This is a genomic window from Kitasatospora sp. NPDC127060 (genome assembly GCF_042724935.1).
Taxonomy (GTDB): Bacteria; Actinomycetota; Actinomycetes; order Streptomycetales; family Streptomycetaceae; genus Kitasatospora.
Map to the genome: position 1 here is coordinate 1 of NZ_JBHXEG010000023.1, position 16,546 is coordinate 16,546.

Sequence of the window (16,546 nt, forward strand, 5' to 3'; positions counted from 1 at the left end):
CGGTTGAGGTCGGGGGCGTCGGGTTCGGCGCGCAGGACGTCGAGGAGGGACCAGCCGGTGTGGGGTCGGAGGGCTTGGTCGCAGGCGTGGAGGTGGTGGGCGAAGACGGGTGAGGTGTCCAGCAACGCGAGTCCCATGCCGGGCCATTGGGTGCCGTGGCCGGGGAACACGAACACCGTCTTGCCCGGAACGCCGGTGGTCCGGCCGGTCACCGCCAGGGGCGCCGCGTCCTCTCCGGCCACCGCCGCGAGTCCGTCGAGGAGTTCCGTGCGGTCGGAGCCGAGGACGACGGCGCGGTGCTCGAACGACGAGCGCGTGGTCAGCAGCGACCAGCCGACCTCGACGGGGTCGAGCCGCCGCTCCTCGACGGCGGTCCGCAGGGCGGCGGCCTGCGCGCGCAGCGCGGTCCGGTCCCGCGCCGACAGCACCCACGGCACGACCCGACCGCCGGCGGCCGCTGTCCCGGCTGCGGGCTCCGCCTCCGGTGCCGGGTCCCCGGCCGGCTCCCCGGCGGCCCGGGGCGGTTCGGCGACCACCACATGGCAGTTGGTACCGCCCATGCCGAACGAGTTGACCCCCGCGACCAGCGGCGCGTCCGGCCGAGGCCACGGCCCCGGCGCCGTGCGCACCTCGATGTTGAGCGCGACCGGGTCGATCATCGGGTTGGGCGTCTCGTAGTTCAGGCTGGCCGGGAGCCGGCGGTGCCGCACGCTGAGCGCGGTCTTGATCAGGCCGACGATCCCCGCCGCGCCCTCCAGGTGGCCGACGTTGGTCTTGGCGGAGCCGACCTGCAGCGGCCCGTCCGTGCGGGCGGTGGCGAGCGCGGCGCTCACCGAGGCGGCCTCGACGGGGTCGCCCACCTTGGTTCCGGTGCCGTGGAGTTCCACGTACTGGACGGAGCCGGGGGCGAGGCCGGCCCGGTCGTGGGCCAGGCGCATGACGTCCCGCTGGGCGTCGGCACTGGGCACGGTCAGGCCGTCCGTCGCCCCGTCGTTGTTCATCGCGGAGCCGCGGATCACGCAGTAGATCCGGTCGCCGTCGGCCACCGCCCGGGCGAGCGGCTTGAGGACGACGAAGCCGCCGCCCTCGCCCCGGACGTAGCCGTTGGCGCGCGCGTCGAAGGTGTAGCAGCGGCCGTCGGGCGAGAGTCCGCCGAACCGCTCGGTCTCCACCGCGGTCGCCGTCGCGAGGTTGAGGTTGACGCCGCCGGCCATCGCCACGTCCGACTCGCCGGACAGCAGGCTCTCGCAGGCCAGGTGCACCGCGACCAGTGCCGAGGCCTGCGCGGCGTCCACGGTGAGGCTCGGGCCGCGCAGGCCTAGCGCGTAGGAGATCCGGTTGGCGATGATGCCGCGGCTGGTGCCGGTCAGCGAGTGCTGGTCGACGGCCTCGGGGCCGTGGTCGTGCAGCAGGGCGGCGTAGTCGTCGCCGATGGCCCCGACGAAGACGCCGACCGCCCGGCCGGCCAGGTCGGCGGGGACGGTCATCGCGTCTTCGAGGGATTCCCAGGCGAGTTCGAGCATGAGCCGCTGCTGCGGGTCCATGCTCGCGGCCTCGCGCGGCGAGATGCCGAAGAAGGCCGCGTCGAACCGGTCGACGCCGTCGAGGAAGGCGCCGTGCCGGAGCCCGGCGGTCCGGCCGTCCCCGCCGGGCCAGCGGTCGGGCGGGGTCGCCGAGACGGCGCTCCGCCCGTCCGTGAGCAGCTGCCAGAACGCGGCCGGGTCCGGTGCCTGCGGCAGGCGGCAGGACAGCCCGACGATGGCGATCGCGGCGCCCTGTTCGGGGAGGGCTCCCCCGGGGACGGTGAAGTCGTCGGGCATGGGTCCTGGCCGCCTTCCTCGCACAGCTGAAGATCGTCGGGTGACATGGGGAAACCGAGCGGCCAGGTCATTTCCTCGCCGCTCGGGGAAACGCGGGAACCGCGCGGCTCAGTCCTCCATGGAAATGGTCGCCTCGCAGATCGTGGTGTGTTCGTCGGGCCGTTCGACGAACTTGAAGGTCCGCGTTCCCGTCTTTCCGGCGTAGCGTCCGCTGACGCCGATCGCGGGGAAACTGTTGACGCGGAACTCGGTCCCGTTCGGGTCCTCCTGGGCGACCGGGCCGGTCCAGCTGATGACCCCGTCGGCGAGCGTCTCGGTGGCGGTCATCAGCTGCATCAGGCTGCCGTCCGCGGGGTTCCCGTAGACCACCGCCATGCCCTCCGACGTGGACACGAGCTTGCCGTCCGCGTCGTAGAGCTCCTCGGTGAACGTCAGGTGGTGCCCGACGCCGGGCCGGGTCTCACGGTGCACCGTGGTGTGGCAGACCTCGTGGAGATTCTCCAGATACATGGAATTCCGTTCTCCGTTCCGGACGGTGGCGGTGGACCGGCACTTCCGGGCCCGTCAGGAAATCATGGTCAACAGGCCTTAAACGGTCCTAAGAGAGCGGAGTGCCCGCGGGGCGCGGGACGGGAATTCGGGGCGGTGCGAACCCGCCCGCGACGGTGAAAAGCCGCGGCGGACAGCACGGGCGCTTCGCGCGCCCGGTGTCCGCCGCGGCCGGGTGTTCCGCCGTCAGATCACGTGGACTTCGGGCACGTACAGGATCCAGCGGCCCCCGGCCTGCTGGAACTCCTGCTCCTTGGCCATGATTTCCTCGGCGTGGTTCCAGGCGAACAGCAGCGCGTAGTCCGGGTAGGGGTCGCTGAAGGCCGCCGCCGGCCGGACCGGGATGTGCATGCCCGGCGTCAGGCGGTTCTGCTTGTCCGGCGTGGTGTCGCAGACGAACCGGACGAGATCGGGGCCGATCCCGCAGAAGTTCGTCACCGTGGCGCTCTTCGCGGTCGCGCCGTATCCGACCACGGTGCGGCCCTCCGCCCGCAGCCGGGTCAGCAGCGCCTTCAGGTCGTCCCGGATCGCGGTGACGTTCGCCGCGAACGCCCGCAGGGTGGCGAGTTCGCCGAGCTGCTGCGCGGCCTCCTCGGCGAGCAACCGGCCGACCGCCTCGGACGGGGTGCGGGCGCCCTGGCGGGCGAGCCAGTACCGCACCTCGCCGCCGTGCACGGGCAGCCGGTCGACGTCGACCAGTTCGAAGCCGAACCGCCGGGCGGCGGCCTGCACGGAGCCGGCCGAGAACACGAAGAAGTGCTCGTCGTAGATCTGGTCGAAGGACGTCTTGGCGACCACGTCGCCGAGGTACGGGTCCTCGAACACGAACACGCCGTCGGGCGAGAGCAGTGCGTCGACGCCGCGGAACACCGACTCCAGGTACGGGATGTGGCACATGGTGTTGGCGGCGTAGATGACGTCCGCCGGGCCCTCGGCGGCGTGCACGGCCGAGGCGGTGGCCTCCTCGAAGAAGTCGGTGCGCACCCGCACCCCCTTCGCCTGCGCCACCTTGGCGACGCCGGTGGAGGGTTCGAACCCGAGGTGGCGCACGCCGGCGTCCTGGACGGCCTTCAGCATGATGCCGTCGTTGCAGCCGATCTCCACCACGAACGGGTCGGGCCCGGTCAGTTCGGTGTCGAGCAGGCGCTGCGCGAGGCCGGCGAAGTGCTCGCGCATGACGGAGGAGCCCGACGAGTGGTACGGGTACTCCTCGTGGAACATCAGGTCCCGGGGGACCTCCTCGGTCAGCTGGACCATGCGGCAGCCGCCGCACTGGCCGACGGCGAGCCGGTAGAAGAACTCGCCGTCCGTGCGGTCCGGTTCGAGGAACCGGTCGGACAGGGGTTGGCGGCCCAGGTCGAGGAACTCCGTCACCTCGCCGCCGCAGACGCGGCAGGCGACCGGTGCGGTCACATCGGCTGGATCGGTCATGATCGAACTCCTTCGTGGTGAGTCAGAGCTCCGTCAGTACCTCGCGCAGCGCGCTGATGACCTTGTCCTGGAGATCCGGGGGCAGTGACGGGTACATGGGCAGGGAGAAGACCTCGTCGGCGAGGCGTTCGGTGACCGGCAGCGAGCCCGGGGCGTAGCCGAGCTTGGCGAACCCGCTCATGGTGTGGACGGGCCACGGGTAGCTGATGTTCAGCTCGATGTCGTGCCGCTTGAGCCGGTCGATGATCTCGTCGCGGCGCGGGTGACGCGCGACGTAGACGTAGTAGACGTGTTCGTTGCCGGGGGCGACGGCGGGCAGGAGGAGGCCGCCCGGTCCGGTGAGGTCGCCCAGGCCCTCCTGGTAGCGGCGGGCGATCTCCCGGCGGCGCGAGAGGTAGGTGTCGAGCCGGGGCAGCTTGGTGCGCAGGATCTCGGCCTGGAGTTCGTCGAGCCGGCAGTTGTGCCCGGGGGTCCGGACGACGTAGTAGACCTTGTCCATGCCGTAGTAGCGCAGCTGACGGAGGTCCTTGGCGATGTCCGGGTCGTCGGTGAGGACGGCTCCGCCGTCGCCGTAGGCGCCGAGCACCTTCGTCGGGTAGAAGGAGAACGCGGCGACGTCGCCCATCGTCCCGGCGAGCCGGCCGTGGTGGCGGGCGCCGTGGGCCTGCGCGCAGTCCTCCAGGATCGCCAGCCCGTGCTCGGACGCCAGCCGTCGCAGCGGCTCCATGTCGACGCACTGGCCGTACAGGTGGACCGGCAACAGGACCTTGGTGCGCGGGGTGATCGCGGCGGCGACCTGCGCGGTGTCCATGAGGAAGTCCTCCTCGCGGACGTCGACGAAGACCGGTGTCGCGCCGGTGCCGTCGATGGCGAGCACGGTGGGCGCCGCGGTGTTCGAGACGGTGATCACCTCGTCGCCGGGGCCGACGCCGAGCGCCTGGAGCCCCAGCTTGACGGCGTTGGTCCCGTTGTCGACGCCGACGCAGTGCGCCAGTCCGTGGTACTGCGCGAACTCGGCCTCGAAGCCGTGCACGCTTCTGCCGAGGATCAGCTGTCCGGACTCCAGTACCGTCTCGACGGCCGCGAGCAGGTCCGCCTTCTCCTCCTGGTACTCCGGAAGGTAATCCCATACACGAGTCGTCATGTTCCTCACCGTGACCTCGGGTCAGGATGCGGTGCATCCACGGATGTTCCGTCCTTGGTGGCGCGGGTCGCCCAGGTGCTCATGTAGTCGTTGTCCCGCTCGATGCCGAGCGTCTGGGTGCTCAGGAAGTCCACGGCGTCGGCGTAGGCGTACGGCTGCATGAACCCGCCGGCCCGCACGTCCCGGTAGAGCCGGGACAGCGGGTGGGCCGCGGTGAACGACGCGCCGCCGACCAGGGTGAGGCAGTCGTTCACGATTCCGGGGGCCAGTTGGTTGACGATCAGCTTGGCGCACTGGAACGGCTGCATCATCTGCCGGCCGCGCTCGGCGGAGTCCCCGGTCAGGTCCGCGCTGCGGGCGTCGGCCGTGGTGAGCGCGGTGGCGACGGTGGCGCGCAGCGCGTACAGGCGGGCGCTCAGCTCGGCGACCAGGGTGCGCGCGGCGGCGGGCGCCGGCTCGGTGCGGCGGGCGAGCGCGGCCACCGCCAGGTCGTAGGCGGACTGCGCGACGCCGACGTAGGCGCCCAGCATCCCGATCGAGCTGACCGTCTGCCCGGCGAGCACCGCGTCGTTGCGGGCGCCGACCAGGTCGCGGACGAAGACGTCCTCGGCCGGGATCGGACAGTCGTCGAAGACGATGTCGACGGTGCCGGAGGCCCGCATCCCCAGGCCGTCCCAGTTGTCCAGGACGCTGAACCCGGGGGTGTCGCGGGTGACGACCGGGGACACCAGCCGGGGCGCCTCGCCGGGCAGTTCGGTCTTCGCGTTGATGACGAAGTGGGTGCCGATCGGCCCCATGCTCACCAGGGTCTTGCGGCCGGACAGCCGCCAGCCGCCCGCACCGTCGGGAGTCAGCCGGGTGACCGCCGTGTGGTGGTCCTTGATGCCCGAGCACACGACGGCCTCGCCGGCGACCATCATCCGCAGCAGCCGTTCGGCGAGGGCGCGGGCCGCCGGGCCGCCGTGCCGCCACTCGTAGCCGAGGGTGATGCCCCGGCTGAACTGCATGTGCAGCGCGAGCGCGGTGGAGGCGTCGGCGTGGGCGACGTGTACGAGCGCGGTGGCGACGTCGTACAACCGGTCCACCCCCAGACCGCCGAGTTCGGCCGGCACCGTCGCGCCCATCAGGCCGTCCTTGCGGAAGGCGTCGAAGGTCGCGGTGGGGAAGGTGCCGGTGCGGTCGTGTTCCGCCGCGGTGGCCCGGATCTGCGGCAGGTAGCCGGCGAGCCGCTCGACCAGGGCGCGGCCTTCGGGGGTCACCGGCTCGTGGAGCCCCGTTGGCGGGGTCTGGCGTGCCGTCGGTGTGGACATGGTGTGCTCCGTACTCTTTCCGTCGGCGGTCATCGGCGTTCGGTGCTCCCGGTCGTCGCTGCGTCGGGTCGTTCGGTGCTCCCGGTCGTCGCTGCGTCGGGTCGTTCGGTGCTCCCGGTGGTCGGGTGTGCCCGGTGCGCGGTGCTTCCGGCCGGCCCCGGGCGTCGGCCGGCCGCTACTTCTTCAGCGGCTCCCACCAGGACCGGTTGTCGCGGTACCAGCGGACCGTGTCGGACAGCCCCGACTCCAGGCCGATGCGCGGCCGGTACCCCAGTTCGGTGCGGATCTTCGTCCAGTCGACCGAGTAGCGCCGGTCGTGTCCTGGACGGTCGGCGACCTGCCGGACCGCGGACCAGTCCGCGCCCAGCTCCGCCAGCAGCCGGACGGTCAGGTCGCGGTTGGAGAGCTCGGTGCCGCCGCCGACGTTGTAGACCTCGCCGGGCCGGCCGCCCTCCACCACGAGCTGGACCGCGCGGCAGTGGTCGTCGACGTGCAGCCAGTCCCGGATGTTCCCGCCGTCGCCGTACAGCGGGACGGGCAGGCCGTCCAGCAGGTTGGTGACGAACAGCGGGACGACCTTCTCCGGGAACTGGTAAGGGCCGTAGTTGTTCGAGCACCGGGTCACGGAGACCGACAGCCCGTGGGTGCGGTGGTAGGCGCGGGCGAGCAGGTCGGCACTCGCCTTGGAGGCCGAGTACGGCGAGTTGGGCTCCAGCGGCTGGTCCTCCGTCCAGGAGCCGACCTCGATCGAGCCGTACACCTCGTCGGTGGACACCTGCACGACCCGTCCCACGCCCGCGTCCAGGCAGCCCTGGAGCAGGGTGTGGGTGCCCTGCACGTTGGTGTGCACGAAGTCGTCGGGGCGGCTGATCGAGCGGTCCACGTGGGACTCCGCCGCGAAGTGCACGACGACGTCCGCGCCCGGCAGCAGTTCGGCGAGCAGCTCCGGGTCGCAGATGTCGCCGACCACCAGCTCGAACCGGCGGTCGTCCGAGACGGGCGCCAGGTTCTCGGTGTTCCCGGCGTAGGTCAGCTTGTCCAGGACGGTGACCCGGGCGTCGGCGAACGCCGGGTAGGCGCCGGTGAGCAGTTGCCGCACGTAGTGCGACCCGATGAACCCGGCACCCCCGGTCACCACCACGCGTTGGTTCGACGACATGTCCCAGTACTCGTCTCAGTCGGTCTTGCCCGATATCGCCATGACGTACCGGCCGTAGCCGGACTTCTGGTGCTTGCTGCCCAGTGCGTAGCAGGTGTCCGCGTCGATGTACCCGAGGTTGAGCGCGATCTCCTCCAGGCAGCCGAGGCGTACGCCGCGCTGCTCCTCGGCCCGGACGAAGGCGGCCGCGTCGAGCAGTCCGTCGTACGTGCCCGCGTCCAGCCACCTGGTGCCGCTGCCCAGCGAGTGGATGCGGGCGCGGCCCTGGGCGAGGTAGGCGCGGTTGACGTCGGTGATCTCCAGTTCGCCGCGGGCCGACGGGGCGATGTCGCGCACCACGTCGACGACGTCGCCGGAGTACACGTACAGGCCCGTCACGATCTCGGAGCTGCGCGGCCGGGCCGGCTTCTCCTCCAGGCCGATCAGGCGTCCCGCGGCGTCCTTCTCGGCGACGCCGTAGGGGCGCGGGTCGGGCACGGTGTGGCCGAACAGGGTGCAGCCGTCGACCTCGGCCAGGCTGCGGGTGAGCAGGTCCGGCAGGTTCGGGCTGGAGAAGATGTTGTCGCCCAGGATGAGCGACACCGGTCCGGTGCCGACGAAATCGGCGCCGATCCGGAGGGCGTCGGCTATTCCGGCGGGCTGCCACTGCTGGGCGTAGCTGATGTCCAGGCCGAGTTCCGCGCCGTCGCCGAGGACCTTCCGGAACATCGGGGCGTCGCTGGGGGTGGTGATGATGAGGAAGTCCCGTATCCCGCCCAGCATCAGTGTGGACAGCGGATAGTAGATCATGGGCTTGTCGTAGACCGGGAGCAATTGTTTGGAGAAGGCGACGGTCAGCGGATGGAGCCGAGAGCCTGTTCCCCCGGCCAGAATTATTCCCTTCACGGGCGGCACCTCTGCTACCTGGGATCGAGCGTCTGATTACTGGGGACCGAGCATATTCCGGTCGTTCACCGGGCACTCACGGGGCTGGGTTCCGCAGTCGGCCGCGGCCGCCGGGCGGTGCCCAGGTACCGCGAACTCGGCCGCTCCACGAGCACGTACAGCAGCCGCGCCGCGACCAGGGCGATCACGAAGGTCAGCACGATCCAGCCGATCCCCTCCAGTGGGGACAGGACCTTCCGGAAGCCGAGTTCCTGGCGGGCGCGGACGAGTACCAGCACGTGCAGCAGGTACAGGGCGAAGGACGTCTCCCCGAGCCAGAGCATCGGCCGGCTGGACAGGAACGTGCGCCCCCCGTTCGCCTCGTGGCACGCCACCGCGGTGATGAACAGCGCCATCGGGACGAGCAGCACCGCGTTCAGCGAGTAGTGGTACGGCGTGTAGTCGGCGGCGATGTAGCCGACGACGAGCAGCGCCAGCGCGGGGAGCCGTCCGAGGCGGATCCAGCGGCCCTCCAGCACGATCCGCGCCATCAGGATGCCGAGCAGGAAGTCCAGCAGCCGGACCGGCGGGAAGGTGAAGACGAACCAGTACTGGACGATCGGGTCGTGGAGCCCCGTGTTGCCCAGGGCCAGCTGGAACCTCGGTTCGGTGGGCAGCAGTTCCGCGACCAGGGGCACGCACAGCACCAGGACCACGATCCCGCCCGCCGCCCACCAGAGCCGCTCGGCGGGGATCCGCCGGATCGCCTTCAGCAGGAACGGGAACAGCAGGTAGAACAGCACCTCGCAGGAGAGCGACCAGGTCACGTAGTTGAAGCTGAGGAAGGTGTCCATCCTCGGCACCCACGCGTGCAGCAGCGTCACGTTGAACACCGCCGGCACCACCGCCGCGCTGACGGAGGCGTAGAGCAGCACCGACAGCACGAACGTTACGAGGTGGTTGGGGAAGATCTTGAACATCCGCCGCCGCCAGAACTGCCGCACGGTGTCGTACGCGCGCGCCGACCAGGTCAGGATGAAGCCGCTCAGTACGAAGAAGAACGTGACACCCAGCGACCCGAGGTGCTCGGTGATCCGGGCGAACGGGTCGGACCCGGGCGTGGAGGTGCGGAACACGCTCATGGATGCCGCGTGGAAGAGGAACACGCCCAGGGCGAAGAGGAACCGCAGCCCGGTCATGGAGTCCAGTCTTCGCACCCTGGTCTCGTCAACTGCCATGTGTACGCTCCTGTCTCGGGGTTCACGGTCGTGATTCACGGTCGTGCACATGGCCGGTCGCGGCCGCTCGGGTGTTGTCCTGTTCACGGTCGCCGGGTCCGCTAAAGCCGGTCTTGTCCCCGGCTAGGGCGTGTCACGGGACCGGCCCGGGGTGCCCCCGGCCGGCCCGGACCGTGCCCCGCGGGTCAGCGGCGGGCCTCGACCGACTTGATGACCTCGCGCGCGACCAGGTCGACCTCCTCGTCGAGCAGGTCCTGGTGCGCGGGCAGCAGCAGGGCGGTGTCCGACACGGTGTCGGTGACCGGCAACACGGTCTGCGTGGCGCCGTACCGCTGGACCCGGTGCAGCGGGTAGTAGCGCCAGGAGGTGTAGATGTCGTGGGCGAGCAGGTCCTCGCTGACCCCGTCGCGGATCTCCTGGGAGTCGAACCGCAGCCAGTAGAAGTAGTGGGTCGACTCGTGGCCCTCCGGCACGGCGCACGGGGTGCGGACCCCCGGCACGCCGGCCAGCGCCCGGTCGTACCGCTGGGCGATGGCGCGCCGCCGCTCGACGAAACCGCCGAGCCTGCGCAGCTGCACCATGCCAATCGCGGCGGTCATGTCGTTGCCGACCAGACGCCGCCCGATGTCCTCCACCTCGAAGCTCCACCACAGGTGCTTGGACTTGGTGGCGGTGGTGAAGGAGCTGCGGTCCTCCAGGCCGTGGTAGGCCAGCCGGCGCGCCCGGCGGGCCCCCTCCGGGTCCCGGACGTACAGCATGCCGCCGTCGCCGGTGGTGATGACCTTGCGGGCGTCGAAACTCCAGATGCCGTAGTCCCCGAAGGTGCCGCACCGGCGGCCGTGCGCGCTGGAGGCGACCGACACGGCCGCGTCCTCGATGAGGGCGACGCCGCGCTCCGCGCAGAGCGCGGCGATCTTCTCCACCTCACCGGGGTAGCCGCCGTAGTGCAGGACGATCACGGCCTTGGTCCGCGGGGTGAGCACGGCGAGGACGTCCTCGACCCGAGGGTTGAGGGTTTCCTCGTCGATGTCGCAGAACACCGGACGGGCGCCGGCGTCGACCACGCAGTTGGCGTTCGCGATGAAGCCGTTCGACGGCAGCACGACCTCGTCGCCCGGCCCGACGCCGATCAGGTCCATGGTGAGGAACAGCCCGGAGGTCGCCGAGTTGAGGAACAGCACGTTGTCGGCCGACACCCCGAGGTGCTGGGCGAACAGCTCCTCGAACTCCTCGGTCCGCGGCCCGTACCCGAGCCACTTGCTGTCGAACACGGCGCTGACCGCGGCGAGTTCCTCCGCCCCGATACTTGGCTGGGTCACATTTATCATTACGCGTCTCCAGATCGAGGGGTACGGTGGTCGGCGGTGGCTCGGATGATGTGCCGACAACCACCGGGCGGTGCACAGGGATAGGGCGAGTTTCGGACGTCCGGCTAAAGGTGCCCTAAACCTCGGCCGAGCCCTCCGGTTTTAGGGGTGCTTCAGTCGGCCGGGATATCCGTTGGGAGATCACGAAGTTCCCGGCCGGGCGAGCGCCCGGTCGTCCAGCGCACCCCGGAGGTAGCATGGCCGAGAGCGTCGGCGCGGTCGACAATGCGGTTTTCGACGAGCGCCTTGCCAATTTCCAGAACTGGCAGGAAACCCCGTGGGGGCAGCTGCGCTATTCGGTGGTGGCCGCCAACCTGGCCCGCCACCTGGGCGACGGACCGCTGCGCGTGCTGGACGTCGCGGGCGGCAACGGCAAGGAGGGCGTCCGGCTCGCGCTGGCCGGCCACCGGGTGACGATCTTCGACGTGGCGCCGGTCTCCCTCGACGGGGCGCGCAAGCTGGCCGAGGAGCGCGGGGTGTCCGACCGCGTCGACGTCCGTGAGGGCGACGCGCACGATGTCCCGAAGCTCTTCGCGGGCCAGGAGTTCGACCTCGTGCTCTGCCACAACCTGCTGCAGTACGTGTCGGACCGGGCCGAGGTCTTCCGGGGCATCACCACCCTGCTCAAGCCGGGCGGCCTGCTCTCCGTGGTCTGCCCCAACACCTACGCGGTGCCGCTGGAGGCCGCGGTGCGCGAACTCGACCTCGAAGCGGCCCTGCGTGCCGTCGACGCCCGGACCAAGCCGAACGTCGTGTACGGCAAGGACATCGACGTCCTGACCGCCGACGAGATCGCCGGCCTGTACCGCGAGTCCGGCCTCGACGTCGTCGGCACGCACGGCGTGATGAACGTCTGCAACCTCATCGCGGACAACGACATCAAGCACGACCCGCGGTTCTTCGCCCGGCTGGAGGAGCTGGAGATCGCCCTGGCGGGCAGGCAGCCCTACCCGTCCACCGCGCGCATGTTCCACCTCATCGGGCGTCGTCCGAGTTGATGGCCTCCGGCACCTGCGAAGGGATCCTGTCATGCGGGTTCTGATCACCGCGGCCACCTTCCGGTCGCACCTCTATCCGTTGGTCCCGCTGGCGTGGGCGCTGCGCGCGGCGGGACACGACGTGCGGATCGCCGTCCAGCCGTCACTGGTGGGCGACGTCACCGCCGCCGGCCTGCCGGCCGTCGAGGTCGGCAGCGGCCCGGACTTCATGAGCGAGCTCAAGAAGTCCATCGACTCGGGCGGCGGCACCCCGCCGGGTACCGCGCCGAGCATCGAGAAGATCGTCGTGCCGCACATCCGGATCGCCGAGGCGGTGGTGGCCGACCTGCTCCCGTTCGCCCGGAACTGGAAGCCGGACCTGGTGGTGGCGGACCCGGCCGCGTTCGCCGCGCCCGCCATCGCCAAGGCCGCCGGGGTCCCGCTGGTCCTGCACACCTGGGGGCCGATGCCCCACCAGCTGTGGGCCGACCTCACCTCCGAGCGCGCGGTGCGCGAGAACTGGCCCAAGGACCTGGTGGCGTTCCTCGACACGTGGAACGTCGAACTCGGCCCGGACTACGCGGACCTCGTGGTGGACCCCTGCCCGGAGGAGCTGCTCGCGATCCGGATGGCCAAGCGCCAGGAGGCGCGGTACGTGCCGTACAACGGCGCCGCCGTCACCCCGGCCTGGCTGGACGAGCCGAAGCGGCGGCCGCGGGTCTGCATCACCTGGGGCACCACCAGCGAGTTCATGGGCCCGGAGGTGCTGCGCCCGCCGCTGCTGGCGATCGAGGCGCTGGCCGGCCTCGACGTCGAGATCGTGGCGGCGCTCGGCAAGGCCGGCCGGGAGCTGCTCGGCGACGGGAGCGAGCAGGTCCGGGTGGTCGACTGGATGCCGCTGTCGATGCTGATGCCGACCTGCGACGCCCTGATCAGCCAGGGCGGCCCCGGGACGGTCCTGGCCGCCCTCGTCAACGGTGTGCCCCAGCTGGTCGTTCCGCAGATCAGTGCCCAGCCGCTCGGAGCCGAGCTGCTCACCAAGAGCGGGGCGGGCCTGACGCTCAGGCCCGACGAGCTCACCGCCGAGTCCGTCGTCGGGACCGTCACCGAACTGCTCGACGGGGGCTCGGTGGGGCCCGCCGCCCGGGTGCTCGCCGAGCGGAACGCCGCCCGGCCCGACCCGACGCAGCTGGTCGCCACGCTCGGCGCCCTGGCGGCCGGCCGGTAGCGGTCGGTCGGTAGCGGTCGGCCGGGCAGGGGTGGCTGGGCCGGGCGGCGCTCAGCCGCCCGTGCCCGGCCCTGTTCTGCCCGTGCCCGGCCCTGTTCCACGCCTGCGGGCCGCGGACGACCCCCCTCCAGGGATCGTCCGCGGCCCGCAGGCGTCCTTCGGCCGCCGGTCGGCCGACGCGGCGTCAGCCCTCGCCGGAGAAGACGAAGTCCCGCGCGTTCGCCTGCACCGCGTCGACCAGGGACGCCTGGTGGAGCGAGTTCTCGGTCCACTCCGGCGGACGCTCGCCCCCCAGCACCGCCTGGGCGAAGGCCCGGACGATGTTGGCGAACTGGTCGTCCGGGGGCAGCACGATCCGCTCCAGGTGGTCCTGCCGCTCGATGCTGACCACGGGCTGGTGGGTCGCCGGAGGTGTGAAGACGCGGTTCAGCCAGAGCCGCCCGAGGCTGCCCCGGAACTCGTAGCTGTTGGTGTACGAGTGCTCCATGCCGAAGACCAGCTGCGCGGTGACGCCCTGGTCGGTGGTCAGCAGGGCGTTACCCCCGACGACCACGTCCCGGGACCGCTCGCGGCGGAACACCGCGCCCGCGACGTCCAGCCCCGGGCCGAGGAACAGCCCGGCCGCGCGGATCGGGTAGACACCGATGTCCAGCAGCGCCCCGCCGCCCACCGCCGCCTGGTAGCGGATGTCGCCCTGGGGCTTGGGCGGGATCGTGAAGCTCGCGGAGAACGACCGGACCTCCCCGATGACGCCGTCGGCCAGCAGGTCGGCGACCCGCCGGTGCTGGTGGTGGTGGAGGAACATGAAGTTCTCCATCAGCAGCAGGCCCTGCTCGTCGGCGATCCGGAAGAGCCGCTCGGCCTGCTTCCGGTCGGTGGTCAGCGGCTTCTCCGCGAGCACGTGCTTGCCGGCCCGCAGCGCCTGCTCGATCCAGTCGGCGTGCAGGACGGCCGGCAGCGGGATGTACACCGCGTCGACGTCGTCGCGCTCCAGCAGGTTGACGTAGCCCTCGACCGGGTCGCCTCCGAAGCGGTCGGTGAACTGCCGGGCCTTCTCCTCCTGCCGGCTGGCGATGGCCGTGACCGCGATGAGGGGTTCGGCGGCCAGGGCCGGCAGCGTGCGCCGCCAGGCGATGTCGGCGCACCCGATCACCCCGACTCGGACCGGTCTGGCATTCCCCGCTTGCTCCATCGGAACTCCTTGAACGAGGTTTCGGTCGGTGGACGGCCGCTGGGGCCGGTTACGGGGCACCTCAGCGGGCGAGTGGGGCGGTGAACGCCAGAGCCTGCTCGTAGGTCGGGAGCAGCCCCAGGGCGGCGGCCTCGGCGAGGGTCGGTGCCGCCGCGTCCTTCTCGGACATGATCGGAGGGCCTTCCAGGTCCCGGTCCCAGGGGATGCCTATGGCCGGATCGAACGCCTGGATGTCGAGCATGGTGCCCGGTACGTACTCGGCGCCGCAGAGATAGTTCATGCAGGTGTCGTCGGTCAGGGCGAGGAAGGCGTGCCCGATGCCGTCCGAGAGGTAGACACCGATTCCGGAGTCGGCCTCCTGGAGCGTCATGTCGAACGTCCCGAAGGTCGGGGAGCCGACCCGCAGGTCGACCGCGACGTCGAGCGCCGCCCCCCGGACGCAGGTGACCAGTTTGGTCTGGCCGGGCGGAATGGTGGTGCCGTGGATTCCGCGCACCGTGTTCTTCTTCGATACCGAGTAATTCACCTGGCGGATCTCGAAATGGTGGCCGGTCTGCTGGAGCAGTTCGGTGACCCGCCATGCCTCGTAGAATTTACCCCGGCGGTCCGGAATGTGTCTCGTGCCGATCCGGTACGCACCGGGAATCGACATCTCGGTGATATCCATACTGTCCACAACGGCCTCCTCCGGCTGAACGGGTGGGGGCCCCGCCACGGGCTGGGCGGGGTCAGGCGGTGTGCGCCTGCGCCAACCGGTCGTGGCGGGCACGGATGACGCTGAGGTTGTCGAGCCTGTCGTGCAGGATGTACTCGTGGGTCTCCTGGAGGAATCGGCACGGTTCCAGCCCCAGCTCCGTGCGGATCTGGTTCCGGGCGGCCTGGTACACCTCCAGGGCGTCCGCCCGCCGGCCGGACAGACTGAGCGCCTCCATGAGGAACGCGTGGAACTTCTCCCGCAGCGGGTACTCGGAGATCAGCGAGTAGAGGATGCGCACGGCCTCGCTGGTCTCGTTCGCCGAGAGCAGTGAACGGGCCAGCATCTCGAGGCACTCGACCCGCAGTTCCTCCGCCCAGTTGGCGAACTCCCGGATGATCGGGCCCTCGTAGGACGTCGCCTGGACCGGCTCGCGCCACAGCCGGAGCGCCTCGGTGAGGGTCTGGGCGGCCGCGGTGTACCGGTGCACGCCCATCTGCACCCGGCCCTTCTCCGACAGGGCCAGGAACAGTTCCAGGTCCAGCTCGTCGTGTCCGAGGTTCAGGACGTAGCCGGGGGTGCGGGTGGTGATGACGCCTTCGTTCCGCGAGAACCGGTTGAGGATCTTGCGTAGCTGCGAAACGTACACATGAATCGATGCCCGGGCCCGGACGGGCGGCGACTCTCCCCATAACTCCCTGGTCAGCTGGTCCAGCGAGAGGATCTGGCCGTTGCGGATCAGCAGCGTCCGCAGGAGCATCTCCATCTTGTGCGTGCCCACCGGCGGCGAATCGTTGTCGATGGCAATGCGCACCGGGCCAAGGATTTCGTATCTCAAGCTCAGGCCTCCCCCAATAACTCCCGGCGAGAATGGTGCCGATGATCGAAAGGATGAAGTAGGCGAGAATGGCTGTCCGTGGATAGCGGTCGCCGGTATCGTCACCCCTCGCCAGGAATCTGATCTGAGTTGAACGTGCCAAAAGGAACTCTAGCAAGGTCGACCGGCGACGGCCTACAGAGATCGTTATGTGATCTAGATCACACTGGCCGAGTGAGTGGTCGCAGCTGGGGTTTTATCAGAATTTTAGTGGTGTAACCGATATTCAGTCGCGCTGCTTCTGTCCATTTCGGACAGGCGTGCTTGACGTTGACGTTCAAAGGTGCTGGGCGCCACTCTCGGGGGTTTCGAGGGCTTTCGGCGAAGGGTTCGTGGAGGATGAAGCGGGGGAGTTTGGGCCAGGCCCACGGGCCGTGGACGAGCGGAAACACGGCGGGCCCGCAGGGCGTGCTCGAGCGGGAAGGCCAAGGGATCGGTGGCCGTCGCCCCCTCCCGCCACGCGGGCCACAGGGGTTCCGCCGTCTCGTGCAACCCCCCCACTCCCGGGCGACCGGTCCCGTTTATCCGGATAAGCCGGAGGCGGTGTTGACAGCGGGCGGATAATCCGCCGTTGCCCCACCGTCGGATGTTCCGTACGAAGGTGCGGGGGCTGGTGGGGCGGCGCAGGCTGGAAGGAGCGTGACGGCCCGGCCGAGTCCGACCGGGCCGCCGGTACGGGGGGTTTCGGGAGGTGGG

14 protein-coding genes are annotated in these 16,546 nt (G+C 70.5%); 2 read left to right on the plus strand and 12 right to left on the minus strand.

All coding sequences use genetic code 11. The features are described 5' to 3' along the window. From ACFWIS_RS15365 to ACFWIS_RS15405, 9 genes are all read right to left on the minus strand, one after another. Positions 1 to 1,820: type I polyketide synthase (locus ACFWIS_RS15365; protein ID WP_380454582.1), on the minus strand; the 1,820-nt coding region annotated here is incomplete at its 3' end. A 108-nt stretch (positions 1,821 to 1,928) separates the two neighbouring features. After that, positions 1,929 to 2,330 carry a hypothetical protein gene (locus ACFWIS_RS15370; protein ID WP_380454584.1) on the minus strand — a complete coding sequence of 134 codons (402 nt, stop codon included), beginning with the start codon at positions 2,328 to 2,330 and terminating at the stop codon, positions 1,929 to 1,931. Positions 2,331 to 2,555: 225 nt separating this feature from the next. Next, entirely contained in the window at positions 2,556 to 3,800 is a 1,245-nt protein-coding gene (locus ACFWIS_RS15375; protein ID WP_380454586.1) for a methyltransferase domain-containing protein, read from the minus strand. Positions 3,801 to 3,822: 22 nt separating this feature from the next. After that, a complete protein-coding gene (locus ACFWIS_RS15380) occupies positions 3,823 to 4,944 on the minus strand; it encodes a DegT/DnrJ/EryC1/StrS family aminotransferase (protein ID WP_380454587.1) in 1,122 nt (373 codons plus the stop codon). 5 nt (positions 4,945 to 4,949) lie between these two features. Further along, a complete protein-coding gene (locus ACFWIS_RS15385) occupies positions 4,950 to 6,254 on the minus strand; it encodes an acyl-CoA dehydrogenase family protein (RefSeq protein WP_380454589.1) in 1,305 nt (434 codons plus the stop codon). 175 nt (positions 6,255 to 6,429) lie between these two features. After that, positions 6,430 to 7,413, minus strand: coding sequence for a dTDP-glucose 4,6-dehydratase (rfbB, locus tag ACFWIS_RS15390; RefSeq protein ID WP_380454591.1), 984 nt, complete (start codon positions 7,411 to 7,413; stop codon positions 6,430 to 6,432). Positions 7,414 to 7,428: 15 nt separating this feature from the next. Beyond that, positions 7,429 to 8,307 (minus strand): glucose-1-phosphate thymidylyltransferase RfbA, encoded by an 879-nt coding sequence (rfbA, locus tag ACFWIS_RS15395; protein WP_380454593.1) that lies wholly within the window; start codon positions 8,305 to 8,307, stop codon positions 7,429 to 7,431. Between the two features lie 56 nt (positions 8,308 to 8,363). Beyond that, positions 8,364 to 9,515, minus strand: coding sequence for an acyltransferase family protein (locus tag ACFWIS_RS15400; RefSeq protein ID WP_380454595.1), 1,152 nt, complete (start codon positions 9,513 to 9,515; stop codon positions 8,364 to 8,366). A 185-nt stretch (positions 9,516 to 9,700) separates the two neighbouring features. Beyond that, positions 9,701 to 10,843 carry a DegT/DnrJ/EryC1/StrS family aminotransferase gene (locus ACFWIS_RS15405; RefSeq protein ID WP_380454597.1) on the minus strand — a complete coding sequence of 381 codons (1,143 nt, stop codon included), beginning with the start codon at positions 10,841 to 10,843 and terminating at the stop codon, positions 9,701 to 9,703. 236 nt (positions 10,844 to 11,079) lie between these two features. Here ACFWIS_RS15405 and ACFWIS_RS15410 point away from each other — a divergent pair, with 236 nt between their 5' ends. Both ACFWIS_RS15410 and ACFWIS_RS15415 read left to right on the plus strand, forming a co-directional pair. After that, positions 11,080 to 11,880: a class I SAM-dependent methyltransferase gene (locus ACFWIS_RS15410; RefSeq protein WP_380454599.1), complete on the plus strand. Its 801-nt coding sequence runs from the start codon at positions 11,080 to 11,082 to the stop codon at positions 11,878 to 11,880. A gap of 31 nt (positions 11,881 to 11,911) precedes the next feature. Continuing rightward, complete coding sequence (locus tag ACFWIS_RS15415) at positions 11,912 to 13,087, plus strand: nucleotide disphospho-sugar-binding domain-containing protein (RefSeq protein WP_380454601.1); 1,176 nt, start codon at positions 11,912 to 11,914, stop codon at positions 13,085 to 13,087. A 184-nt stretch (positions 13,088 to 13,271) separates the two neighbouring features. Here ACFWIS_RS15415 and ACFWIS_RS15420 read toward each other — a convergent pair whose 3' ends face one another. The 3 genes from ACFWIS_RS15420 to ACFWIS_RS15430 all read right to left on the minus strand — a co-directional run bounded on the left by ACFWIS_RS15420 (position 13,272) and on the right by ACFWIS_RS15430 (position 15,787). After that, positions 13,272 to 14,279: a Gfo/Idh/MocA family protein gene (locus tag ACFWIS_RS15420; RefSeq protein ID WP_380454603.1), complete on the minus strand. Its 1,008-nt coding sequence runs from the start codon at positions 14,277 to 14,279 to the stop codon at positions 13,272 to 13,274. Positions 14,280 to 14,340: 61 nt separating this feature from the next. Next, positions 14,341 to 14,946 (minus strand): dTDP-4-dehydrorhamnose 3,5-epimerase family protein, encoded by a 606-nt coding sequence (locus ACFWIS_RS15425; RefSeq protein WP_380454737.1) that lies wholly within the window; start codon positions 14,944 to 14,946, stop codon positions 14,341 to 14,343. Between the two features lie 61 nt (positions 14,947 to 15,007). Continuing rightward, positions 15,008 to 15,787 (minus strand): BTAD domain-containing putative transcriptional regulator, encoded by a 780-nt coding sequence (locus ACFWIS_RS15430; RefSeq protein ID WP_380454605.1) that lies wholly within the window; start codon positions 15,785 to 15,787, stop codon positions 15,008 to 15,010. Positions 15,788 to 16,546: the final 759 nt, after the last annotated feature.

Excerpts from the sequence above, each read along its gene's own strand:
- ACFWIS_RS15370 (WP_380454584.1), bottom strand. The coding sequence starts at position 2,330 with ATGTATCTGGAGAATCTCCACGAGGTCTGCCACACCACGGTGCACCGT.
- ACFWIS_RS15375 (WP_380454586.1), bottom strand. The coding sequence starts at position 3,800 with ATGACCGATCCAGCCGATGTGACCGCACCGGTCGCCTGCCGCGTCTGC.
- ACFWIS_RS15380 (WP_380454587.1), bottom strand. The coding sequence starts at position 4,944 with ATGACGACTCGTGTATGGGATTACCTTCCGGAGTACCAGGAGGAGAAG.
- ACFWIS_RS15385 (WP_380454589.1), bottom strand. The coding sequence starts at position 6,254 with ATGTCCACACCGACGGCACGCCAGACCCCGCCAACGGGGCTCCACGAG.
- rfbB (WP_380454591.1), bottom strand. The coding sequence starts at position 7,413 with ATGTCGTCGAACCAACGCGTGGTGGTGACCGGGGGTGCCGGGTTCATC.
- ACFWIS_RS15400 (WP_380454595.1), bottom strand. The coding sequence starts at position 9,515 with ATGGCAGTTGACGAGACCAGGGTGCGAAGACTGGACTCCATGACCGGG.
- ACFWIS_RS15405 (WP_380454597.1), bottom strand. The coding sequence starts at position 10,843 with ATGATAAATGTGACCCAGCCAAGTATCGGGGCGGAGGAACTCGCCGCG.
- ACFWIS_RS15410 (WP_380454599.1), top strand. The coding sequence starts at position 11,080 with ATGGCCGAGAGCGTCGGCGCGGTCGACAATGCGGTTTTCGACGAGCGC.
- ACFWIS_RS15415 (WP_380454601.1), top strand. The coding sequence starts at position 11,912 with ATGCGGGTTCTGATCACCGCGGCCACCTTCCGGTCGCACCTCTATCCG.
- ACFWIS_RS15420 (WP_380454603.1), bottom strand. The coding sequence starts at position 14,279 with ATGGAGCAAGCGGGGAATGCCAGACCGGTCCGAGTCGGGGTGATCGGG.
- ACFWIS_RS15425 (WP_380454737.1), bottom strand. The coding sequence starts at position 14,946 with ATGGATATCACCGAGATGTCGATTCCCGGTGCGTACCGGATCGGCACG.